This is a genomic window from Lutimonas vermicola, assembly GCF_038433205.1.
GTDB lineage: Bacteria > Bacteroidota > Bacteroidia > Flavobacteriales > Flavobacteriaceae > Lutimonas > Lutimonas vermicola.
Map to the genome: position 1 here is coordinate 793,183 of NZ_JBCDNA010000002.1, position 24,930 is coordinate 818,112.

Genomic DNA, 24,930 nt, shown 5'->3' on the forward strand with positions numbered 1-24,930 from the left:
TTAATCTATGTACCTGATATCGATCTTATTAATTTTCCCATTAAACCTAAAAGGCGCACGGTCATAATAATCCAATGCTACCGGAGAACCCAGATCCAAGCCAACATCAAAAGTTTCAGAGGCGGTATGGGCAGCAGGTACGGAGCGTTCAATACGCCCCTGGCCAACTTGTTTCCCATCCACTTTTAAAGTTACTGTGGCCGGGGCCATCCTCTCTTTAATGTCGTAAAGGGTTTCAACTTCAATTTTTACTTTGCCGGCTGGAAGGGCTGATTGAGATGCAATTTTGTAGCGGTTCATGGTCATGGCGTTGTATTCTGCCTTTAAAAAACCATTATCCATGTATACTGTAAAGCCTGAAGAAATTCCGCCAAGGGCAAAAAGCACTCCTTCTGCATTTTTACCAATTTCAGCATCAATAACAGCTAAAGTAGACCGCCCACTCGCAAATTTAGGAGCCATGGCCTCAGGGATTCGATCCTGGCCTTCATAAAACGACCATTTTGTAAGTGGCGAAGAGGGTAATTCTTCGGGATGAAAAAACACCGTGTACATTGATGCGCCAATTGGGTATACGAGATTGTCAGTTGCCTCTTTATCAAAAAGTGATTTTAGTTCAGCTAGTTTTTCAGGATTTTCAGCAGCCAAATCCTTTGATTGAGAATAGTCTTCTTCCAGGTTGTATAGCTCCCAAACTTCATTGTCAGGCTCCCAGTTAAATATACCTTCCATATCGGTCGACCATGGGGCTCTGGGACCAAAAGTGCCAGCAAACCAGCCCTCATGATAGATTCCCCGGCTGCCGAGAATTTCAAAATATTGTGTTTTCTTATTTGATTTTGCTTCCGGCTGATCAAAGGTATAAGCCATGGAAACCCCGTCAAGGGATTGTTGTTCAAAACCGTCAACTACAGCTGGAGGATTAATATCAAGAATATCGTAAATAGTGGCTGCTATGTCATTTACATGATGAAATTGTGAACGAACCTTACCATCATGCTTGATTTTTTTTGGCCAGGAGATAACCAATGGGGTCCTGGTTCCTCCCAGATGAGCAGCTACCAGCTTAGTCCCCTGAAAAGGGGTTGATCCCGTGTAGGTCCAACCATGATGATACATGTTTTCCAATTTCGGTCCGCCTAATGCCTCCGGTCCGCCATAAACTCTGTTAAGCACTTCAATTTGCTGATCAACAGTGGAAGGCATGGCATTTTGAGCCAATAACTCAGAAATTGTTCCATTCATACCTTCAGCCGAAGGGCCATTGTCAGAATTGATGTAAATAATCAGCGTGTTTTCAAGCAAGCCCTGTCGCTCGAGTTCATCTACCACCTTTCCATATTGGACGTCGGTATGCTCAAGGAAACCGGCAAAAATTTCCATCAAACGGATTTGGAATTCGCGCTGTGATTGGGGAACATCATCCCATTTTTGCATCCCTTTCGCCAATGGATTCAGAACGGCATCTTCGGGAATCCATCCCATTTCTTTCTGCTTTTCAAAAGTCAGTTGGCGCAGGGCTTCCCAGCCTTCATCAAACCTGCCATCATATTTATCGGCCCATTCCTTAAAAATATGATGTGGACCATGCACTGCCCCCGGGGTGAAATACATAAAAAAGGGTTTGCCGGGGTTGATGGTATTACTGGTTCTTAACCACTCGATAGCTTTTTCAGCCATGTCTTCTGTTAAGTGGTATTTGGGGTCATGAGGTGCCTGCACCGGATTGGTGTTCTCAAACAATGCGGGTTCATATTGTGAGGTTTCTCCGGCCAGGAATCCATAGAAATAATCAAAGCCCAAGCCTGTTGGATAACGATCAAATGGACCCAATTTGGTGATATCTGTTACGGGAGTATTGTGCCATTTACCAAAAGCAGCCGTATTATAACCATAGTATGAAAGGACCTGAGCAAAAGTAGCTGTTGATTTAGGTATTAGTCCCACGTAACCATCCCAATCAGAAGCCAGTTCAGCAATTTGGCCTGCTCCTACACGGTGATGGTTTCGCCCCGTTAATAACGATGCTCTTGTAGGTGAGCACATGGCTGTAGTATGAAAGGCATTGTATGAAATACCCGCTTCTGCTAAGCGCGTCATAGTGGGCGTATGAATGGGTCCGCCAAAAGTGCTAGGGTTTCCAAAACCAGCATCATCGGTCATAAAAATAACGATATTAGGAGCATCAGCCGGAAGATGGTTTTCGGCTTTACGCCACTGGTGTTTGGAATCGGCAAGGGTTTTGCCGGTTACACTTGCGGATGCAGGTTCCGGAAAGGGTAAGACACTTCCATCAGATGGATAATCTGATTTTTGAATATCTCCTTGCTTTAGTGTGCAAGAAACTAAAAACAAGACCATTAGTCCTAATAAGTAAATTTGATTTCTCATTTTGATACGTTTTAAGTACGTTGCTTAGTTATGATAGTTTTAAGGTCTACATAATGAGAGCCTCGTCACCTTCAATCCACCGGGATAAAAAGAATTACCGGATCTTCTTTTAAATAGGCTTCATCGGTGGCTGCAAGCTGGTTAACATTCATGATTGACAATATTCGTTTCATCATTCACTTGATTATGTAAAAAATAGTCTGCTTACATTTTCTCGGCTACCGGTGCCTTCCATGATTCCATTTTTTCCATATCAGGAACATATATTCTCAATATGATATCAATTTCCTGGTCCTGACGGTTAACAGGCAGCCAGTTTTCCTCAGGTACATTGCTCGGCTTATCAGCAGTTACATAAATTTCAATTCCGCCGTCAGCATTAAGCTTGAATCCCGAATTTTCACCCACGCTGTATTTCTTGCTGTCGTTAGGGATAAAAAATCCGTTAGCCTTATCGTAAAGGGTTAAAGACCAGAATGCGCCTGCCGGAGGAAGTTGGTCCTTTGTCATTTTTATCACATAATCATTCATGCTATTCAAGGATTCACCATCAGCGGAAGTCACATTAGGATACATGGCTTCTTCCATAGGTAAACCAATAGGCCCGATGATGGAAACTGTCAGAATCGTTTCCAGATCTGTCAGGCCCTTTGTTTTGAACATCTTAGGAGACATTTCCTTTATCAGGTTTGGATCGTTAAGTTTTGCGAGGTATTCCTGTTGAATTTTCTCAGCAACAGTATAGAATTTTTCACCATCAATCTTTATACCCTCAGGATTAAATTCTTTTCCAGGCATAATGCCCAAAGGTTTATATGCTTCGAGTACCGCACGGTCTTCTTCATCACTAGTATCAAATGAAATATGATTAAATATAAATTGCATGACTTCCAAAAGATTATTCTTAAAAACATCCAGGTCTGTTTGGCCCGTTTTCGGAAAATCAACCTGTTCAGGCGTAATTGGTTCTCTGCCTTGATATTCAGAGAGCGTCTGTATTTTAGTAGTCTTTATTGTTTCAACTATTTTTTTAAATCTTTCCGGTTCATTGGCATGGGGCATGATACGTAAAACAGCAGAAACAAAATCTCCTGTAGTTTTGTAAATCAAATCCACACCATTCACGGGTTCTCCACTGTAATCCTCTGTTCGGTCAGAATAGAATAAGATTTTCTCTGGCCTTTTAAAATCACCATTCCGCGTTGCTTTTGGGACATCTACATAATGATCATATGACGTTACCATAAGAGAAACATATTTTGAGTCAAAAGCAGGTAAAAACATTATGACAGGTTCCGCACGTAAATCGAGCAAGGCAGTGGTATAGAAACTGTCATTATTCGGGCGGGCAATTTCGGTCATCGTATGGTCCTTTAAATTTGTGTCGGCCACCAAGGTGTTCCAACCTCCCTGGCCTATGGCAAATTTGTTGTTCACATTGTACATGGCCACATATTGAAAAGAGCGTTTAACAATGTTTTCGACCTCCTGATCTGATAATATGGCGTAACCGTTTTGATCGATTTCAATTGACTTTTCCTTTTTAGGTGGCTGCTGACAAGCAGAGATCAAAAATACAAGGGCAATAATAATGTAGGTAATCATCTTTTTCATGGGGGAAGAAATTTAAAATTTAGTATTGATCATTGTTCAAAACAAAGTCTTTTAAAAAAAATTGATAGTCAAAACATACCAACAGAAATTCAGATGAAAATCAGCATGTGATTTTTATATTCTGATGGGTTTCTATGCAACTTTTTACTAACGATCTGACAGGAAGTAATAAGTCTGCATTATACCCTTAAAGTTAATGAATAAACAGAAAAGAAAGGAATCAAGATATAATTTATATTCAATCTAAATTGTTGATTTACAAAGGCTTTATAAAATTGAAGGAGGCCAGAAACCCACTTAAGGCCAAGACCAGTTTTAAGAATATCAATCTTCGAAAATTCAATTCTGGTGCTTTATTAGCCCTTACAATCAAACTCAAAATCTGATGAAAATAAGAATCGCAGTAATTAGTTTCCTTGCACTAGCGAACCATGTAGTAATCGTTTCGCCATTTCAACAGAAGCCAATATCGTATCCGCATGGAGATAAGGGTAACACTTTTGCTTCCCAAGATGAAAAGTTACCTCATGTATTCCACTACAATAAGTCAATGGTAACTCGGGAATACACCCACCTTTTTAGAAGTATGGTGGACGACAGACTCAGGTAGACCCAAGAGATATGATCAATACAAAATGGACGCGTTTTTGACCTTACACATCTCCTGATGCCAAGCATTTCTTGTTTTCAACAAGGTACATCAAACCTCAAACAGCAGCTGTTAAGGTGCAGTTAAAGCTGAAATACATAAGTCAGACGAGCTGTCAGTTGTGATAAGCAAAGATCTTTTAGTCCTTCTGATCTTTGGAAAAAATCCAGGCGCCTCCGGCCAGGGCGATATCTTTCAAAAACATGGTTGTCGCTGTCTGATCTCCTCCGATTGCTCCCGGCAACCATAATAACAAAGCAAAAAGCAACAACATCAATCCTAATAATTGCAGGGCCAGTTGGGCTTTTTTATTGAGAATGACCGCTGCCACCGCTGCGATAAGGGCAACTCCCGTAAGGTAGACCCACACTATTTTTGCCGGTAAAAATTCCGGTACCATTCCAGACATGGCTTCTGCGTTCATAAAATGGAACAAACCAAAAATCCCCATGGGAATCAGGTACATGTATTTTCCGATAACAGGTAAATATTTCATAGTAAAGTTGATTTAAATTTAATAAATGTAACAAAATATAGTAATGAAGCAAAATTTTGTTTCAAGCTAAGTTATTTATATCCTGATTATTAGTCTCATATTATCAATGAAATTCACCAACAAAAGGCTTTAACAGTAAGCCCAGCGACTTTATAGATATTGGTAACCAGCTTTCCTTTTAACACTCTGAATTATGATTCAATTATTCTGTTGATTACATCTTTTCAAAGGTTAAGTAATCGGCACCTCCGTTTCCTCCGCTAATATCAATGAGTTCTATTTTTGTTGAAGTCTGGGAAATAAAATCCCAGTCATCGTTTAAATCTTCAAAGTCATTCGTGAGATTAAAGTTGATATTAAATTCCAAATCATCCTGACTGTCATCATTGCTGTTGCTGTTAGTAATGCTCCAATTACCATCATAATTATTGCTGCCATCACTGGCATTTAAAACACCTGAACTATTAAATTTAAAATTGTAACCTGTAAAATGGTTGGTCTCATCAGTTCCAGAATCTATAAACTTTGTAATTTGCCAAACACCATTTTCAACATTTGACTGAACTTTATTTATATCATTAATTGGTACATTATCGTCATCCTGATTACAAGATATAAAACCGATGAGCAAAACAAATACTCCAATTATAAAATTTGATTTATACATATCATTATTTTTTTTTATAAACAATTATTAAGTTCAAACACACCTTTTTAACTCTGAATATCCTATTAAAATTGATAAACTACACACATGAACCGAAAGTTAAAACCTGAAACCTTTGAGATTCCGGCCTTAAAATAAAGGATCCAAACAAGGAACTTCCAATACAGCGATGACGCCATGTGTTGATTCCGCTTTTTTATAGAATTTTCAAATTACTCATTCTTTAAACCCGCCTGTCTCCCAGTCTTTTATGGTTTTTATTTGTGTGCTTGTTAAATCACTGCCGGTTGGCGGCATTGAACCATCCTCAATCCGTGCGATCAGGTTTCTGTCAGTTACTGCATCCTTAACATTGTTGTATGATACCAAAGGCATAGGCGCACTATTTACAGGAGGATTATTATGGCAATTGATACAACGGCCATCAATAATCGGTTTTACATTTTTTGAATAGGTAACATCTGTGTTTGGAGGTGTAATAGGACCATCATCCTCTGCGCTATCAGAAGAACATGATACAAATACTACCAGAAAGAACAACATCGTAAAAATTTCCAGTTTTTTCATAATGAATGATTTTAGTGTTTATATTTAATTTGATTTTTTTAATAATTATTTTCCCCGTGATGATTTCTTCACTTGAAACGACCGTGAGATATTAAAGCCAAAATGTATATCTCCGTCAAAGAAGTCACCCGTAGTCTCGGCAATAAATCCTTTCTCGATCATCGGTCTTGAATTTGTAAAAACCAATTGAAACACATGGCCCCCTGTTTCAAATTCGACCCCGACAGAGAGTGAGTTGAATGTCTCAAATGATTCAAACTGATTAAAATTATAATAGTACTCTCCATTAATCGCCATCCTCTTACTCAACTTGATTCTTGCCCCCAAACCAAGTGCAAACATGCCATTTGGGTCGGCAGTTTTTGGTACCTGGTTAAAGTGGATATAGGTAGGCATTATTTGTAATGAAAAATTTTGACTGAACCTTCGCGCTATTAAAATTTGACTCGCATAAGACAGCTTGTCAGAAAAACTCGGTTCATTATCAGGATCAAAGTCTTTTAAAGTCCTTATTGCGGCGCTTCCAAAAAGCGTAATCCCAACAGGAAAGGGCTTATCCCCTTCTTTTTGATGGAACAACCTATATTTTATATAACCATCGTAAGTTTTCTCATACGAACTCCTTCCCAGTGCAAACGTAAGATCATCCGTCAAAGCATATTCAAGTGCCAATCTGATATTCGCCTCATCCAGACCCCATAACTCATAAGCTCCGGAATTCAGCGTACCGAAACGATGCGTGATTAAAAAGTCTAAAATGCCCTTCTTTCTGGTTTCAATCGAATGTCCGTTCGCTATTCTTGTCCCTTTGAAAGTCTCTGCGACGTTAAAAGATGTTTCCTGACTTTCCTGTTCAAGAATTGATTCCAGTTCCTGAGCGTAACCTCCAAAAAAGAATACTAAAAAAATAAGACTGCAAATAAATGTTTTCATTGCTTGTAAGGTTTATGTTTTAATTCAAAAGAGACTTCGATGGTTTTAGCAATATTATTGGCAACTATCGAAGGTATTTTTATATCAAAATCTGCAACTTCCACCATAAAATGACCCGTTAAAATCAACATTTCATTTTTTTTCGTCACTTTCACCATGGTACTTACTTCTTTTTCCCGGCCGTGAACTAAAAGAATTCCCTTTATCTCTGTTTCAAAATCTCCTTCAACTAATTCATTAAGATTCAGTATAACACCTTTAAAAGTAGCCTTTGGATATTTATATGATTCCACATAATTCTCATTAAAATGCTCCTGCATGAGCGCTTTTTTAAATTGAAATGAACGCATTAACAACTGAATGGCTATGTCACCGGTTGTCGTATCAACGATGCTCAGCACCTGTTGATTATCAGCTTTTATATCCTCAACAATGGTATGAGAGAAGAATGAAACATACCCTTCTTTTGTAAAATATTTATCCTGTGCCATACTTGTCTGAACAAAGAATAAAAAAGCAAGAACTATATTTAATTTATTCATTTCTTTCATTTATAAGTACGCACCTGATCATTATAACATCTAATAAAAACCCGCTGCATTTTCCTTTTAAAGTAATTTTTTGGCCCAATTGAAGATTCAATCGTTTTAACTCCTCCCCTGATTCCAAATGACAAATAACACTCGATTCAGATCCATTGTCTTTAAGCGTTATAATTCCGGAGTCATCAGATGTCTGTATGTCAGATATAACCCCTGTTACTTGAATGATTTTTTCAGTATACAACCGGGTGGCTGTAATTTCATCTTTTTCAAATGCCTTAATTAACTCTCCCGAAGCCATAACCATTTCAGGCTTGGAAACCCTGATATTGTCATGAGGCTTATTATATTGCTTCAATGCATAAAAGATGCCGATTACAGCTAATATACAGACAAAAATTATTATTTTAAAAAACTTGCTTCTCACGATTAATTATTTTTTATCTCAGTAATTCTGACCCTATATGATTGGTCATCTTAAGGTGCTGAACATATTAGAATTTTGATGATGCATTGTCGAATTTTAAGGTTAATAATTTATTCTATACATTTGATGCATATTGTGATTGATGGCTTTTTTTCCTTTAAAAAAACAGTATAATAGCCTAAAAAGCCTGAAAGTTCATGACAATGCTTTATCACATGTCATAAAAATATGAATCATATTCAATCCGTTCAAAAAAACATTGGCGAAGTGGAAAAAATACCGCCTGAAAAGGAAAAACAAGCTTTAAAAATTTCAAGACTTTGAAAAAGGAAACTTTATATGGACTTACCATCATCATAATTTCTGCCATAGTATTTGGTACAGGATATTTTGGTATGAACTATTTGATAAAGGTCAGCACAAACCAGTATCTGGAGGCTCAAATGATGTCGAGCAAAAGAGAAGCACAGGAATTTGCCAAATTGATCTCCCTTCAAATTGATTATGGCATACCGCGTGAAACTGTTATCAGGAATGTTCAGAAAAGCATTGAAGGCACCAATGTTGAATCTGGATTTCTTTGCATGTTTGACTGGTCGGGCATTGAGATATGCCACCCTAATCCTGAAAAAATTGGGCAGAAGATTGGGCAGAATCAATCATTTGTCAAACCGATCAAGGACGGCATTGATACAGAAGATTTTTACAATTTAATTACACAAAAAAGAGAAGGCACAGGAGGCATAAGAGATTTTACAGATTCGAACAGGGCCTCTGAAATTATATATTTATACCCGGTACAGAATACTGACTGGATCATCGCAGCCCACGCCAATATTGCAAAAACCAAAAGTCATCTGGAGGGTCTCAAAGTTAATTTCATTTTAATTTATTTGTTGACCAGTGTTGTTATTGTTTTACTTTCAACATTCGCTATGAGATATTTAGCCAATTATTATGAAAAGGAATTTGAGAAGAAAAATAATATACTGGAAGAAGAGGTAAAAGAATTGACCAAACTGAATATTAGCCTCACCCTTCACAAGGAAAAAGTTTCAAAGAATTTCAATGAACAGAATATCCCTGTAGAAAATTCAAACGAGAAAACAGTTAAAAGCAGGCTGATTACCTACTCCAAAGACAAACTTGATTTCATCAAAATAGATCAAATCTCTTTTATAAATACTGAAAATACCGTAACAACTATAACTTGTCTGGATGGGAAAAAATACTCCAGCAATTCAAGTTTAGATGAATTGTACAGCTCCCTGGATCCTGTTATTTTTTTTAGAGCCAACAGGCAATATATACTCTCTGTTAAAGGCATTGCCGAAATCCTGAGATTTGGGAATAGTCAGCTTAAGATAAAGATGAAACCCGAAAACAGCATCATTATCAGTAAGAATAAAGCGTCAGAATTTAAGAAATGGCTGAATAAGTAACTTCTGTCATAAGCAACATTGAACAATTCAGCCATTCTCAAGTTTTAGTCATAACCTAAAATTGCATGCCAATTCCATCAGCCTGATGCCGACATTTTTTTGCCAATGTGATCCATGACTTGTTTGAATTCCTTTTGTGGGCTGAACTCGATAAATTTTATATCCTCTTCAACAATCCCTGTATGACCGGCTGGCCAGTAATATACATCCCCGGCCCGGCTGACCTCTTCTGTATTATCGTCGTAAAAAATTCGAATAGCGCCTTCAACAATATAGCCCCAATGAGGGCAATGGCAACTGTCATTGTTCAAACCATTGAGCAGGGGCCTAAAGTCGGTTCCTTTAGGCAATTCATTATAGGCTATGGCCATGCCTCCAAACCCGCCCTGGTTGCGCAAAACTGTATCGGGTGCCTCCATGACAACCGGAAGATTTTCTTTTTTGATATTCATAATTAAAGGTTTTAAGGTTAAATTTATAAGGCTTTTAAATGAAGTATCAAGATACATCGCATGACGGTCAGCCGGGTCTATTTTTGATTCAAATAGCTAAAGGATTCGTTCAAAATTCTACAATGCTACAATGCTACAATGCTACAATGCTGAAATACTACAATGCTACAATGCTTCAATGCTACAATGCTACAATGCTGCAATGCTGCAATGCTACAATGCTACAATGCTGAAATGCTACAATGCTGCAATGCTGCAATGCTACAATGCTTCAATGCTGAAATGCTGAAATACGTGAAATCGAACCAGCCTGACGGCAGGCAGGGATTCAGCGAAGCTAATGCGTGAATGCTTGAATGCTTTAAAAGTCAACAATCTTCAAAGCTGACGATGAGTCGTTAATAAATATATTAATAACTAATAAGTAACGGATAATCAGATGTATAAATAATTTATTATGTTGTGTAAGAATTAATCCGAATTCAAATGCTGATTTGATTTCTCTAACAAAAAAGATCGATGAAAAAATTAATGACCATGATGTTGGCAGCAGTTCCATTCGGAATGTTTGCCCAGAGCTCTCAAGATGTTTATGCGAGTGCAGATAACATTTTAAACACTTCTTATGCTGATTTGGGAGATATTTTTACGGATGATGACACTGAAAGAACAAGCCGCACAATTGTGCATGTTCTTTCAGAAAACGTTTCTGATGAAGATATGTTCAAAGTGGATGATTTATTGCTGGCCGACCCTGATTTTGATATTCAGGAGAATATGATTTCCTACACAAAAGATCATAAAACCGTTTTCTTTAGTGCCAATAGAAAAATAAGGGCGAAGAAAGGAGATCAGTCAGATATAAAGATCACTAAGTCTGTTCAGCTTCAGCTGTTCAAGGCGAAGGTTAAGGAAAATGGAGACTGGGTTAACCTGGAAATGCTTCCTTTTAACGGCAAGAGCCATTCTACCGGACATCCTGCCCTTAACCAGGACGACACAAAACTTTATTTTGTTTCTGACGGACCTGAATCAACTGGAAAGACGGATATTTTTGTAGTTGATTTACTCGAAGATGGAACCTATGGCAAGCCGGAGAATTTAGGCTCAAAAATTAATACAGAAGAACGCGAAGTCTTTCCTTTTGTGGACGACAGAAGCGTTCTGTATTTTGCCTCAGACATTGAGACAGGTGGTACTGAATTAAATGTTTTTGCCTCAGAGGTAATCAATGACGAACCCTCTACTCCTGTTAAACTGGATGTAAAAGCCTCTGGTTCTAAGGAAGATTACGTCGCGGCCTTTTTCGAAGCAATGAAAATGGCCGAAAAAGAGGCTAACCTAAGGGATCTGGAAATTCTTTTAGAGGCCGAAAGCTTAATTGAAATTGCACGTATTGAGCAGGCTTTTGCAGATGATATGCCTGGTTCTGCCTATGATTTTAGCAGTAAAAATATTATGTATACAGTACAAATAGGGGCTTTCGTGGAAAACATAAAAACGGGCACCTATAAAGATTCATCGGGCTTGTTCAACCATCGTTATGATGACGGGTATAATCGTTTTTATTCTGGTGTTTTTGAATCATATGAGGAGGCCCTTGCTCATTTGGAACAAATGAAAAAAGACGGCCACAACGATGCTTTTGTTCTTGGCCTAAAAGGTAAAAAGAGGTTTTTGCCTTAAATTACTACAGCTTAAAAGGCTGCTTGTAATGTCTTTTCCCTGTGGCCTTGTACAAAGCGTTGGCCAAAGCTGCGAAAACCGGAGGAAATGCAGGTTCTCCCAGGCCCGTCGGATCTATGCCGTTTTCTACAAAATGCACATCAATTTCTTTAGGAGTTTCCGACATCCTTATCATTCTGTATTGATCGAAATTACTTTTGTCGGGCACGCCATCTTTAAATTTTAATTCGCCAAACAAGGCGTTTCCAAGAGCATCTACTATAGCCCCCTCTGATAAATTGATGGCCGCATCAGGGTTAACGACAATACCGCAATCAATGGCACAACATACCCTTTCAACGACAGGGGCTCCGTTTTTGATGCTGACATCCAAAACCTGTGCTGCATAGGTATTATGACAGAAATAAGCTGATACGCCACGGTGGACACCATCAGGGGTATTGTCCCAATCTGATTTCTCTCTGACCAATTCCAATACCCCGGCATAGCGGGCAGCATCGTAGTCATTGTTTTCACCCACCGGGGAATTCCCGGCCCGCTTCAATAATTCCAGGCGGAAATCTATGGGGTCTTTACCTGTTGCTTCGGCAATTTCATCTAAAAATGACTGTTCGGCACAGGCCATAAAATTTGACCTGGGGGCCCGAAAAGACCCAATGGTTATATTGGTATTGACCGACCAGCTTTCTGCAAGGTAGTTTTCAACCGCACCTGCCGGAAATCTGTTGGCGAACAACGGGCTTTCGGGCACACCGCCGGCATTGATATGAACCGCGGTAATCTTATTCTCCTTATCGAGAGCGGCCCTGTAAGTGGCCCTGTAAGCAGGTCTGTAAATTCCTCCTGTCATATCGTCTTCGCGCGAATAAACGAGCTTAACGGGCAGGTTCAGACGCTGTGATATCAGTGCTGCTTCGATCAGCCAATGGGCGTATGACCTGCGACCATATCCGCCTCCGAGACGGGACATTTTGATGTCAATTTGTTCAACTGGCATTCCCAGTCTCGCTGACAAGGTTTGTTCTGTAAGTTCAGCTTTTTGAAGAGGACCTATGAGTTCAGCTTTTTCTGATGTCACATGTGCAAAGAAATTCATGGGTTCCATACAATTATGAGCCAGGTGTGGCCCTATATAGGTACGCTCGATGACCTGAGCCGCATTTTTAAAGGCAAGTTCGGGATTTCCGTCTTTACGCACCACTTTTTGCGGTTTCATGGCTGCCTGCTCCATATCTTTCATGTGCCCGTCTGTACTTTCAAGTCCGGCGGGTATGGTAAGCGTTTGCCTTGAACTTCGATAAAATGTCCTTTCTTCTGTATAGGCTTCAAAGGGCTCCCAAAGTACATTAATTGCTTTTTTGGCATTCATGACCTCCCAGGTGGAATTACCGACAATCGCAACAACTTCCAAAAAAGTACAGGTGTCAAAATGCTGTCTTTCAAAATCATCGTTTAATATCTTGATCGTAAAAACATCCCTGATCCCGGGCATAGACTTAACACTTGAATCGTCAACCGATTTTAATTTCAAACCAAAAGCCGGAGGGTGCACGATCATCGCCGTAAGCATCCCTTCCTTGTATGTATCAATACCAAACAAAGGCTTTCCGGTTACAATCTTTTTACCATCCACATTCTTCCGCGATGTTCCAATGATCTTAAAATCTTTGCTGTCCTTTAGCATGACCTCTTCAGGAACTGAAACCTTGGCAGCAGCTGAAGCCATTTCACCATATCCGGCTGATTTGCCGCTTTCCACGTGTTTTAAAACACCTTCTTCTGTTGTAATTTCATCTATTGATACCGCCCAGGTGCTGGCCGCGGCCTCCCGAAGCATATGACGGGCCGAAGCTCCTGCCATACGCAGCCCATTCCAACCCTGTCGGATGGCCTGGCTGCCACCAATAAACTGACGGCTATACAGATCTGTATTTAAAGGGGCTTGTTCCACAATCACTTCTTTCCAGTTGATATCGAGTTCATCCGCCACAATCATGGGCATGGAAGTCTTTACATTCTGCCCTCCTTCAGGATTTGGTGACATGATAGTCACCAGGCCGTTATCCCCTATTTTGAGATAAGCATTGATCTCAAACCACTCCTCTGGCATGTCGACTGCAGCCATTTCAGCAGCATTATTGGGCTTACAGGAATTCAACCATCCGAATCCAATGATAAGCCCGCCACCTGCCAGGCTGGAGTTCCTGATGAATGCGCGCCTTCCAATTTGTGTTTTTACGAGTGTCATTGTATGATAAGTTTTAATAATATTAAGACTCCGAAGCCAGTTTTATTGCTTTTTTAATACGGGTATATGTACCGCAACGACATATATTTCCATTCATCACCCCGTCAATCTCCTCATCAGAAGGTGATGGATTGTGTTCCAACAAGGCAGCAGCGGTCATGATCTGTCCTGCCTGGCAATATCCGCATTGTGGCACGTCTACTTCGAGCCATGCTTTTTGAACAGGATGCTCTCCATTTTCGGAGAGGCCCTCAATGGTTACAACTTCCTGATTCCCTATTGCCGAAACGGGCAAGGTACAGGAACGGGTTGCTACCCCGCCCAAATGGACCGTACAGGATCCGCACTGAGCTATGCCACAGCCATATTTGGTGCCCACTAATTTCAGATGGTCCCGTAATACCCAGAGCAGGGGCGTTGCCGGGTCAACATTTACTTCCTGTTGTTTTCCGTTAATGTTAAGAGTGATTGTTTTCATGATGATAAAATACTAAGACTTCTATGGGTTATTTTATATAAATTCCAGTTGCTGTGTTACTTTTTACTTATTAGTTTTGAGTTATTAATTCAATCCTTTTTCTTTAAGCCACTCCGACATTAAATCCGCAATCTCCAAATTGTTTAAATCCGAGAATGGAAAATGCGTATTTCCGTGTATTCCTATTTCGGGAAGATGCACCACTGTTACGTCTCCTCCATACTTGTTTACGGTGTCTCTCCATAATCGCGCCATCTCAAGACGAACGCGCCAGCCATCAACTCCGGGATTTGGGTCCGGATTCTCCGGGATGTTGTCTCCGTAGTAAATGATGATTGGAATCTTTGTCAACATTAAAAATTCTTCCTTTGAAATGCCTGAGGCCTCTAATGGACCCGATGAACTTTCAATGGGCTCAGGTACTTCTCCTTCGGGAAATAAAAAACCACTTCCCGGCTCATAAGAAACAATGCCTCTTATATGCTCATTTTTAACAGCCGTTAGCCAACCCATTCCCCCGGAGTGTGAATGAGTGACGAGAACCGAAGAACCTATTTTATCAAACAGTACCGATACTGCTTTTACATTGACCTCTATATCGATTGGCCCTATGTTAGGTGTCATTTGCCTGAAATATTGATTTAATGTTTCTTTGTCCCTGGCAAATTGCACGCCTGGGAAATAATCCGGCCATACCCCGATCCTAAAAATATTGAACCAAAACTGCTCATCAGGTGTTGGTTTTATAACAGCCTCTTCTGAACTACGTCCCGCATTTCCGCGTCGTGGCTGATCAATGACATACACACCAAAGTCCCTTTTTAAAAATATATTCTGAAAACCGTCCCTTCCATCCGGAGTAGTTTCCCAGGTTTTCGAAAACTGCCCGAATCCATGCCACATCACGAGAGGAAATTTGCGGGCATTAACAGGAATTTGATAAAAAACATAGGCATGATCAGCGTGGAAGGTTTGCCCTTCAGGACCGCGCCTGATGGCATCAAATTGCCCGGGATTGGTTAATACAGTTCCCCCCACGGTAAAACTGCCCTGCTCCTTTATAAGCATTAAACCACTGCTGGTATTTTTTTCTGCGTCGTTACAGGATGATCCAAAAACCAAAATGAAAGTAAGGCCAAGTACAAAGAAGTGATTGCAAAAACTATTTTTTGGCGCATTCATATTAAGAGCTTGGATTTCATGTGGATATAAATATAACACAATTTTGTTTTCTGCAGGATATCCAATAATCTTTACCCCTTTCCCAACTTTCACCATGGATTTAAACCTGTCAGGTATGCTCCCGGGAGAATTCCCATACGATTTGTTTTAAACCAAGCCCATCATCAACCTGTATTTCTCAAACCTCCTGACAAAGAATTAATCACGTGCAATAGTTTAAGCAACATCGTGTTCTTTTCGGGATCGTTTTCCTGGTTCAGCTTTCTCCATTCCCTGATCAAATCAATCTGTAATTTGTGTAAAACCTTTAATTCTTTTTCCCTAATATTCAGGGCATTAAGCTGCCCTGTTCTTCTAATATCAACAGGATCACCCAATAAATACCCGATATGTAATTTCCCTGCCTCGTAATCGGATAGAATCAGGTCTAAAAATTTGTTTCTTACTTTTTCATCCGTAACCAATTCCGCATACATTTTCATGATTTCCGGGTTGGCCAATAAAAGATTTGTTTCTATTTGTATCAATAAATACCTTAAAAAAGGCCAGGAAGAAATTGATTTTTTTAATGCTTCGTAACCATCATTATCCTGCTCCTTTAATTCCTTTAGGGCTGTTCCTACTCCATACCATCCGGTTAGCATAAACCTCGACAGGTTCCAGCTAAAAACCCAGGGGATCGCTCTTAAATCTTTTAGCGTCCGTTTTCCTGTTCTTCGCGCAGGTCGTGAACCAATTTTACTTTGCTCCAGAATATCAATTGGTGTTGCCTGGCTAAAAAATTGCATAAAATCTATATCGGTAATCACGCTTTTATAGTGTTGCATTGATTTTTCCGACAACCATTCCAATGTTTCGGCGGGATAGTCACTTTCATTACTTTGAGCAGAAGGCAAGGTATGTTGCGCTACTCCGGAGGCTAACATTTCTAAGTTATATGTGCCTGTCAAGAGGTTACCAAATTGCTGAGATATAGACTCGCCTTGTATTGTTAGCTTTATTTTACCGTTGATCGAACCGGGTGGTTTACTTTCGATAAAGCGATGGTATTTCCCACCTCCGCGGCTAATGGTCCCCCCTCTGCCATGAAAGAAAAATACGTTGATATTGTGTTTTCTTCCTACTTCTGAAAGCGCTTTTTCGGCTTTATACAGGTTCCACTTGCTGGCCAATACGCCACCGTCTTTGTTACTGTCACTATAACCCACCATCACTTCTTGGGCGTCTTGCAGCAATCTTTGTCGTTTTCTTGTTAGGGGATGATCCAGGAATTCATCTAAAATTTGTGCCCCATTATCTAAATCTTCTATGGTTTCAAAGAGAGGCGCTACAATTAAATCGGTTCCTAAAAGTTGGGTTTCCTTCATAAAAAGGTACACCATGAGTAAATCACTCACACTTCTTGTCATACTTACGATCAATGATCCGATTCCCTCAGAGCCATAAAGAATGTTGTGATCTCTTAACACCCTAAAATAATCCAACACGTTGTCAGCTTCCAGTCCATATGATATGGTTATATTTGTTAAGAGCTCCGGTGAGGCTATTTCTTTATTCAAAAATGCAAGACGCTTCTCTTCATCCCAATTTTGAAAGTCGGTATCTGTCAATGTCGATTTTTGCAAAATCTGACTGATCGCTTTTTCATAGTACTCGCTATTCTGACGTATGTCCAGCTTTGCCAAATGAAATCCAAAACTCTGGACGATTCGCTCTAAAGGAAACAATAAATCTTCTGCAATTTTCTCAGCTTTAATTTCGATCAACAGCTCCCTGATCAATTTTAAATCTTGTTGCAGTTCGCTACTGCTTCTGTAGAAAAGCTTGGAATCACTATAGCTTCCCAAAATAGTGTTTTCGAGCTTGAGTTGTATCAGGTTCACAAACTGTCTCCAGGGCTCATAAGGATTCCTATTTACAGCCTTTTCCCCCTTATCTCCCAATAATTGAGCATACTCATTAATAGTACGTATCAATATGTTTGGCGTGGGGTTGAGTTTTGAAGATAGCGACAGTTTAGCCGCTAATTCTAAAACATGATTATAAATGATCTGTAAAGCCTCTTTGCGATGAATCAGAAGCGTATCTTTTGTGATTTGAGGTGTAACAAAAGGGTGGCCATCACGATCTCCCCCGACCCAACTTCCAAAACTATATTTTGGAAAGTGTTCTATATGTTTCAATTTACCGGGATCGAAACCCATTTCGAGCCAGGAGTATCTTATTTTCAAGTCACTGGCTTCCAAAATCAGAGGGAATTTTTTGCTTAAATAATGTACTACATTGGCTCGTTCATCTCTTAAATCCGGTTTTTCCAGATAAATTTCACCAGTTCTCCACCATCTTTCCAATAAGCTTATTATTTTATCCCTAATCGCATTTTTCTCTGTTTGAGAATAGGTAGAATTTTCGTTTTGTACGATTAACAAATACAATTCCCTGTGTATCTCCAATATGGTAACCCGCTTTGCTTCAGTAGGGTGTGCTGTAAGTACCGGAGAAACCTGAATAGACGATATAATACTGATCATTTTATCCTGATCAATGCCCTGCTCCTTCCAACCTTTAAATGTTTCTCCCCAGGAACCGCGAATGGCAGATATCCCATCATTTTTTTCTAACTGCCTGTTAAACTGTATGGCGGCATTTTCTTCAATGAGGTTCATCAGCTGAAAATAAATACCAAACGCCTGTATTATTTTTTCGTCTGATACGGCATCTCCTTTATCGTTTACATTTAGTGATTCAATGAATGTACTAAGACTGTTTTCTTCAATACCCGACAGCATTTCTTTGAAGCAGGATAGTATATCTTTTTTATCTTCTAATATCTTATCAAATCCTTTTGTGCTTGTATTTGTAGGCATATATATTTTTTTTGTTAGCATTTGTTCTCGCAGCACAAAAATAACGATTTAATAGAAGAACTTTTGGGAAATCATTAATTGGATCGATTCTTTTACAGATGTATAATTTGAAAAGCAAGTTAAGGATTATGGTTTTTAAAAATATTCATACATTCAAGCATTGTAGCATTGTAGCATTACAGCATTGAATATCGAATTTCGAACAAGGAACTTTGAATGTCGAATGTGGAAGTAAGTTATTGATTTGACCTGCCTGCCGGCAGGCAGGGATTTAAGATTGGAGATTTGAGATTTGAGATTTGAGATTTAAGAAGTGAACTCCCCAACGAAATTGTTGATTGGATCGAAGCTTTTACAGATGTATAATTTGAAAAGCAAGTTAAGGATTATGGTTTTTAAAAATATTCAAGCATTCATGCATTCAAGCATTGTAGCATTGTAGCATTGTAGCATTACAGCATTACAGCATTGAATATCGAATTTCGAACAAGGAACTTTGAATGTCGATTAGGCTCTTGATTTGAGATTTAAGATTGGAGATTTGAGATTGGAGATTTAAGAAGTGAACTACCCTACGAAATTATTGGTTAAATCGGGGCACTGCACGCCAGCAATAATAAACGAAGCAACTGAAGTGCGTTCGACCTGAAAGGAAGAACATGCATGTAGTTGCGGAGTGAATGATGCGCAGCAACTGCGAAGCACATCACGAATACTAAAACAATAAAAAAGGGATGAGTAAAAATGAATACATAATATTATTTCACGATGTTCTCTTTCAAGAAAAAAGAACTAAAAAACTTAATTCATGCATGAGCTTCGCTGAATCCCTGCCTGCCGGCAGGCTGGTTCGATTTCATTCATTGTAGCATTGTAGCATTATTGCATTGAAGCATTGTTGCATTTCAAGGCTTATTTCCTGCCTACCTCCCTGGCCCAATCACCTCTGTAAATTATTTTTTGGTCGTGAATTTTAAAGATAAACTTACCATACTGAACTGAAATCCCTGCAGAGGCATTTACGATCCAGCAATTTTCAGGGATGTTAAAGAAATTTTCAGAAGTAATTGTCTTTTTATCCAATTGGTCGTTGATCATAACTGATGCCTGTGGCCCTATGTCCCATCCCAGATGTGTATTATAGCTTACCTTCAGATCACCAACCAATTTGAAATTTTCACTGGTTTCTATTTTGGTTTTGATGCTCGCTATTTTACTTTCGTTCAAATCTTTTTCGGGTGTCACTTCTATGGTTAACCTGGGTAATTCGAATGCTGTTTTTGAGGCCAGGATATTGATGGATTCATTTTTTATGACTTGATTGTCTTTATCATAAAATTCGAAAGCAAGTTCCATATCTTCTATTCCAACCGGGTCTATGGTGAGCGTATCGGCAAAATAACCTTCCTTTGATATATTTTTAGCATAGATAACCTTATCCCTGTATTTTACAATAACCCTTTTTACGTCCTTGTCGATATAAAGCTCTAATGGAAGGCTTGTATTGGTATGTATTGATTTGTTTTTTGGGCTAATAATCAATCCTTTCATATAATCCCGCATTGTAAACCAAACCGGTCGGGGTGATCCAAATTTGTCGCTTAAATCACTATAGCCCCAGAAACCGAACCATTCTTCAGGTTGTTCCAAACTATGATCACTTTTATCACCACCTTTCCACCAGCCATCTGCATAATAAAACGGGCACATACCCACAGCACCGGCATCAATCAGGTCACGATAATTTGAGATGAGCCCATCGCTTTGTTGCTTCAGGGTGTTCGATCCATAACGGCCATTGCCACCTCTGGGTGAAACGGAATACCCAAATTCGGTTGTTATAAAAGGTTTGTCCAAGCCATTCAATTCATTCAAGCCTTTGATATAATCTTTAAAGCCCATTGTGGCTGTTTGACCCTCCCCATGGTCATAACAGTTATACGCATACACATCAAATATACTTTCATCCATATAATCGCTAATCATGGCATTGGCCGAAAGCGTTACCGGAATACCGGGATGATTTTTGTGAATGATGTCTGTCAGGGTTTTCATCAGGTCTACAAACGCCTTGCCCGTAACACTGTAGATGTGATCTGTTTGAGGTTCATTGATCACCAAATACGTAATAATGCAATCATAATTTTTGGCATAATCCAAAACTCTTTTTAATTCTACCTCGCTCTCCTTGATAAATTCAGGATCGCCATAATCCTTATCAGGTTTGATATCTATTCCCATAATAAGTTTTAAACCCGATTCCTGAACAAGTTTCAACTGAGCTTCAGAATATTGGCTCCAGGTCCTTATCGTATTATAACCCCCTTTTTTAATGTTTTCCAGGTCAAATTTCATCAATTCAAGTTCGTCTTTCTTTTCATCTTCATAAGGATGTTGTCCCGGGCGTGCTCCTATTTCATAACCGATGGCTTTGATAAAAAACTTTTGTCCGTCAAGGTAGTACCAATTGTCTTTTAATTCAATTTTGGTTTTCGATTGTGAATATCCGGAGAAAATTAAAACATGACATAGAATGACTGTTGCTGCTAAAATTCGTTTCATATACCTCTTTTTTTTTGGTTTGCACATAAGGGTTTGGGTCTGAGCATTCTATCTGCTCAGCTGTTGTTTCTATTCTAATTGTGGTTTTCGACTTTGATTTTTGTTGTAAAGAGTATCTAAATTTATGACTGTATTGACACCTTTATTAAAAGTTTAAACCGGGCACTAATATCCTGAATTTTTTCAAAATGATGCCTGACATTCATCATGTAATCATAATCCGGCCTTGTTAAGGCAAAGAGGACGGCCTTTGCGGTTTCCCTTAGGATCAGGGGTAAGGGAAATTCCTTTTCTAAGGATTCATTTAAAGGCTTTTAACCTAAGCAACCCTTGCTGTCTGTCGGGTTTAAAAACAAAAAACGGCATAGTTTGGTACTGCCTATTAGGGCGAGTAAAACGTATGCCGAAGTCATCTGGTTTTGTCCTGACTTAGCCCTGAAAACCATAAATATCAGTGGTCAACTTTATCACTTTTTTTAATATCCTGGTCATCTTTAGCGTGTATATAATGCTCGTTATAACTCAATAAAGGAATCCTGGTATGGAACTCCATTTTCCAGACAAGATCTTCATTAAACAATTTCTTGACGATTCCGTGGCGTTCTTTTTCGAGCATGACCATCATGTCATAGTCATATTGGTTCTGGTACGTATTGACCCTTTCAAAAATAGTGTCAGACAGCAATAATTCAAATGAAATGTTTTTATATGAAATGTTATCCTTAACCAGATCCTTAAACCATTCCATTTTTTCATGGCCTTTATATTCGCTCTCGGTGCTAACATGTATGATCCTGATCTCGGGTTTATAAGGCTTAACAAGTTCAATCAGTTGCTCAAGGGCTAGAAGGTCAACCTCTTGAAAGTCTGAAGCATAGAGCACCTTATTGAAATCTTTGTACTTGGAATTTTCAGGGATTGCCAAAACTGGTGCAGGAGATTCTTTCACCAGTGCCTTGGTCGTGCTACCCACGAAGATTTCCTTTAATTTGCTTTTTCCTTTGGTACCTGTAACGACAAGGTCTGGCTTGTGTTCTTTAATCATCGAAAGAATACCTTTAACCGTAGAGTTGTTTTCAACCGCGATAAAAGCAGGTTGCATTCCAGACTCAAATTGTTCAAAAAATTCCTGTAATTTGCTTTCATAGCTTTTAATGGCCGCAATTGCCATTTCAGCAGGATCAGTTATATAAGGATGCCCCCAGACAGGAGGAGTGTCAAATACGTGCAGCATGATCAAATCAGCATGATGCTTTTCTGCAATGTTTAAGGCAAAATCAAAAGCCTTTTCAGCATTCTTAGAAAAATCTGTCGCATATAATATTTTTTTCATTTTGATGTCCTTTTAAATTACAGAATTAAAAATAGCAAAATAGGTACCTCTAAACATTGACCGCTGTCAATGATAAAATTGATCCTGAGCATATAAATTCTTCCGGAACAAAACGCAGATATGTAAAAAACCTTGCTTTACCCTTACGAATGCTTCGTTGCGTTTTATCTGAATTTCAGGATATCAGGCATATTTTTGTATCTTTCAAAAATTAAACCAACCAACTTCCTGCCATGCAAAACCATTCTATCCAAAAAGTATACGGACTATTATTATGCCTGATTTTAATTTCCTCCTGTACCAAAAAAGATCAGCCGAAAATCTATGATGACGAGGCAATCGCCAATGAAGAGCAAATTTCAGATTGGCTTGCATACGGAAGAACCCATAATGAAAGAAGGTTCAGCCTTGCAGACGACATTAATATCGACAACGTTTCGACACTAAAAGTCGATTGGTTTATGGACTTGCCCAATGATGTGGGCCTGGTATCTACACCTTTAGTGGTTGACGGGGTGCTTTTCTTTACCGGGACGATGAATATAGTAAGGGCCGTTGATGCGGTGAACGGAACGCTACTTTGGGAATATGATCCTGAGGTAGGTAAAGCCGTGGCAGGAAAACGCAAAATTGGATGGAAACACAATCGTGGAATATCTTTTTACGAAGGAAAAATATTTGCTGCTACCTGGGATGGGAGACTGGTTGCCCTTGACGCTAAAACAGGAAAGGAATTATGGATGGTGAGAACCTTCGATATGGAACGGTCATTATACATTACGGGTGCGCCTAAGGCATTTAATGGCAAAGTCCTCATAGGAAATGGTGGCACAGAAAACGGGCCGACCAGAGGTTGGGTAACCGCTTATGATGCCAACACGGGTGAAGAAGCATGGAAGTTTTATATTGTTCCCGGGAACCCCGCTGACGGCTTTGAAAATGACGCGATGGAAATGGCCGCCAAAACTTGGACCGGCGAATGGTGGAAACATGGAGGTGGTGGCAATGCCTGGCACGGCTTTACCTATGATGCTGAACTGGATGTACTGTATATCGGGACAGGCAACGGTTCACCCTGGAACAGGAAAATAAGAAGCCCTGAAGGGGGAGACAATCTGTTTCTGTGCTCCATTGTTGCCTTAAAGCCCGATACAGGGGAATATCTTTGGCATTACCAGACTACACCCGGCGAAAGTTGGGACTACAACTCAAATATGGATATTGTTTTGGCCGATTTAGAAATAGATGGCAAGACGATTAAAGCGCTTATGCATGCGCCTAAAAATGGATTTTTTTACGTGATAAACAGGGAAACCGGGAAACTGGTTTCGGCAGAACCCTTTGTTGAAACGAGTTGGGCTTCGCACATTGATATGCAAACAGGAAGGCCTGTGGAAATTGAAGGGGCGAGATATGAGACAGCGCCTGCTCAGATTACGCCTAATGCCTGGGGTGCGCATAGCTGGCATGCCATGTCTTATAATCCACAAACAGGCCTGGTGTACCTTCCCGTGATCCATCAAGGGGCGGTATACTCTGATAAAGGAATAGATCTCGATACCTGGAAATCGACAGAGTTTCAAGGTGGCATAGGCGTTTCTATGAGTAGCCCCGAAAAAGACCCCCGGGAATATCCGGGTTCTTTAATGGCCTGGGATCCTGTAAAGCAAAAAGCCGCTTGGATCATTCCACAAATGAACATCCATAACGCGGGAACTTTGACCACGGCCGGTAATCTGGTATTCCAGGGAAGGCCGGATGGTAAATTACTGGCATATAATGCGAAATCGGGAGATATTTTATGGGAGTTTGATGCCGGCTTAGGAATAGCAGCGCCTCCGATCACATATAAAATAAATGGGCGGCAATACATCTCAATTTTAGTCGGCTGGGGCGGAGGATATGCCGGTCTTGGTGGAGAAAAAGCAGCAAAACTTGGCTGGGCCTACCGCGCTCAGATGAGAAGGTTATTGACCTTTTCATTAGATGGAAATGCAACGATGCCTAAGTTGGCGCCACCCTATATACCCAAAGCCATTGACGATCCTGATTTTGTGATCGACGAGGCCTTGGCCGAGATTGGAGAATCAAAATTCGGTAACTGTACTGCCTGCCATGGACGAGGTGCCGTTAGTGCCGGTATGGCCCCTGACCTGAGGGCTTCTCCGATACCTTTTGACAAAGGAGCGTTCACCGGTGTTGTAAAAGACGGTACCAGGGTAGGTATGGGTATGCCGGCATTCCCAGATATCACGGATGAACAATTGGATGGCCTGAGAAACTATATTCGATTGGTGGCTCGAAATTCTTTGGAAGAGGCCAAACCTTTGGGTAAAGCAGAACAGACGACGGGGCATTAATTGTGATTGATTTTAAATGATCAAAATCCCGGGG

General features: G+C 39.8%; 18 protein-coding genes. 3 read left to right on the plus strand and 15 right to left on the minus strand.

From position 1 onward, the window contains the following. The 8 genes from AABB81_RS10860 to AABB81_RS10895 all read right to left on the minus strand — a co-directional run bounded on the left by AABB81_RS10860 (position 1) and on the right by AABB81_RS10895 (position 8,286). Positions 1–2,391, minus strand: coding sequence for an arylsulfatase (locus tag AABB81_RS10860; RefSeq protein ID WP_342160529.1), 2,391 nt, complete (start codon positions 2,389–2,391; stop codon positions 1–3). A gap of 204 nt (positions 2,392–2,595) precedes the next feature. Continuing rightward, positions 2,596–4,005 carry a DUF1214 domain-containing protein gene (locus tag AABB81_RS10865; protein WP_342160530.1) on the minus strand — a complete coding sequence of 470 codons (1,410 nt, stop codon included), beginning with the start codon at positions 4,003–4,005 and terminating at the stop codon, positions 2,596–2,598. A 788-nt stretch (positions 4,006–4,793) separates the two neighbouring features. Beyond that, entirely contained in the window at positions 4,794–5,150 is a 357-nt protein-coding gene (locus tag AABB81_RS10870) for a DoxX family protein (RefSeq protein ID WP_342160531.1), read from the minus strand. 214 nt (positions 5,151–5,364) lie between these two features. Continuing rightward, positions 5,365–5,817 (minus strand): hypothetical protein, encoded by a 453-nt coding sequence (locus AABB81_RS10875; protein ID WP_342160532.1) that lies wholly within the window; start codon positions 5,815–5,817, stop codon positions 5,365–5,367. 216 nt (positions 5,818–6,033) lie between these two features. Next, the gene (locus tag AABB81_RS10880) at positions 6,034–6,384 is read right to left on the minus strand and encodes a hypothetical protein (RefSeq protein WP_342160533.1); all 351 of its coding nucleotides are present in this window, start codon (positions 6,382–6,384) and stop codon (positions 6,034–6,036) included. Between the two features lie 45 nt (positions 6,385–6,429). Then, positions 6,430–7,317, minus strand: a complete 888-nt coding sequence (locus tag AABB81_RS10885; RefSeq protein WP_342160534.1) for a DUF5777 family beta-barrel protein — start codon at positions 7,315–7,317, stop codon at positions 6,430–6,432. Further along, complete coding sequence (locus AABB81_RS10890; RefSeq protein WP_342160535.1) at positions 7,314–7,859, minus strand: YceI family protein; 546 nt, start codon at positions 7,857–7,859, stop codon at positions 7,314–7,316. Before AABB81_RS10890 ends, AABB81_RS10885 begins: the two co-directional genes overlap by 4 nt. Then, entirely contained in the window at positions 7,852–8,286 is a 435-nt protein-coding gene (locus AABB81_RS10895; protein WP_342160536.1) for an OB-fold protein, read from the minus strand. Before AABB81_RS10895 ends, AABB81_RS10890 begins: the two co-directional genes overlap by 8 nt. Positions 8,287–8,606: 320 nt before the next feature. On the opposite strand from AABB81_RS10895, the gene AABB81_RS10900 reads away from it, so the two are divergent. Beyond that, complete coding sequence (locus tag AABB81_RS10900; protein ID WP_342160537.1) at positions 8,607–9,728, plus strand: LytTR family transcriptional regulator DNA-binding domain-containing protein; 1,122 nt, start codon at positions 8,607–8,609, stop codon at positions 9,726–9,728. Positions 9,729–9,805: 77 nt separating this feature from the next. Here the strand turns inward: AABB81_RS10900 and AABB81_RS10905 are convergent, their stop codons facing one another. Further along, complete coding sequence (locus tag AABB81_RS10905) at positions 9,806–10,180, minus strand: cupin domain-containing protein (RefSeq protein WP_342160539.1); 375 nt, start codon at positions 10,178–10,180, stop codon at positions 9,806–9,808. 519 nt (positions 10,181–10,699) lie between these two features. Here AABB81_RS10905 and AABB81_RS10910 point away from each other — a divergent pair. Further along, a complete protein-coding gene (locus tag AABB81_RS10910; protein ID WP_342160540.1) occupies positions 10,700–11,866 on the plus strand; it encodes an SPOR domain-containing protein in 1,167 nt (388 codons plus the stop codon). A 4-nt stretch (positions 11,867–11,870) separates the two neighbouring features. Here the strand turns inward: AABB81_RS10910 and AABB81_RS10915 are convergent, their stop codons facing one another. The 6 genes from AABB81_RS10915 to AABB81_RS10940 form a co-directional block, all read right to left on the minus strand. Further along, a complete protein-coding gene (locus AABB81_RS10915) occupies positions 11,871–14,114 on the minus strand; it encodes a xanthine dehydrogenase family protein molybdopterin-binding subunit (RefSeq protein ID WP_342160541.1) in 2,244 nt (747 codons plus the stop codon). A gap of 22 nt (positions 14,115–14,136) precedes the next feature. Next, positions 14,137–14,592, minus strand: coding sequence for a (2Fe-2S)-binding protein (locus tag AABB81_RS10920; RefSeq protein WP_342160542.1), 456 nt, complete (start codon positions 14,590–14,592; stop codon positions 14,137–14,139). Between the two features lie 84 nt (positions 14,593–14,676). Continuing rightward, positions 14,677–15,870: an alpha/beta hydrolase gene (locus AABB81_RS10925; protein ID WP_342160544.1), complete on the minus strand. Its 1,194-nt coding sequence runs from the start codon at positions 15,868–15,870 to the stop codon at positions 14,677–14,679. Positions 15,871–15,938: 68 nt separating this feature from the next. Further along, positions 15,939–18,641, minus strand: coding sequence for a phosphoenolpyruvate carboxylase (locus tag AABB81_RS10930; RefSeq protein ID WP_342160545.1), 2,703 nt, complete (start codon positions 18,639–18,641; stop codon positions 15,939–15,941). A gap of 912 nt (positions 18,642–19,553) precedes the next feature. Continuing rightward, positions 19,554–21,203: a glycoside hydrolase family protein gene (locus AABB81_RS10935; RefSeq protein ID WP_342160546.1), complete on the minus strand. Its 1,650-nt coding sequence runs from the start codon at positions 21,201–21,203 to the stop codon at positions 19,554–19,556. 451 nt (positions 21,204–21,654) lie between these two features. Further along, positions 21,655–22,536, minus strand: coding sequence for a universal stress protein (locus AABB81_RS10940; protein WP_342160547.1), 882 nt, complete (start codon positions 22,534–22,536; stop codon positions 21,655–21,657). A 233-nt stretch (positions 22,537–22,769) separates the two neighbouring features. Here AABB81_RS10940 and AABB81_RS10945 point away from each other — a divergent pair, with 233 nt between their 5' ends. Beyond that, a complete protein-coding gene (locus AABB81_RS10945) occupies positions 22,770–24,896 on the plus strand; it encodes a PQQ-dependent dehydrogenase, methanol/ethanol family (RefSeq protein WP_342160549.1) in 2,127 nt (708 codons plus the stop codon). Positions 24,897–24,930: the final 34 nt, after the last annotated feature.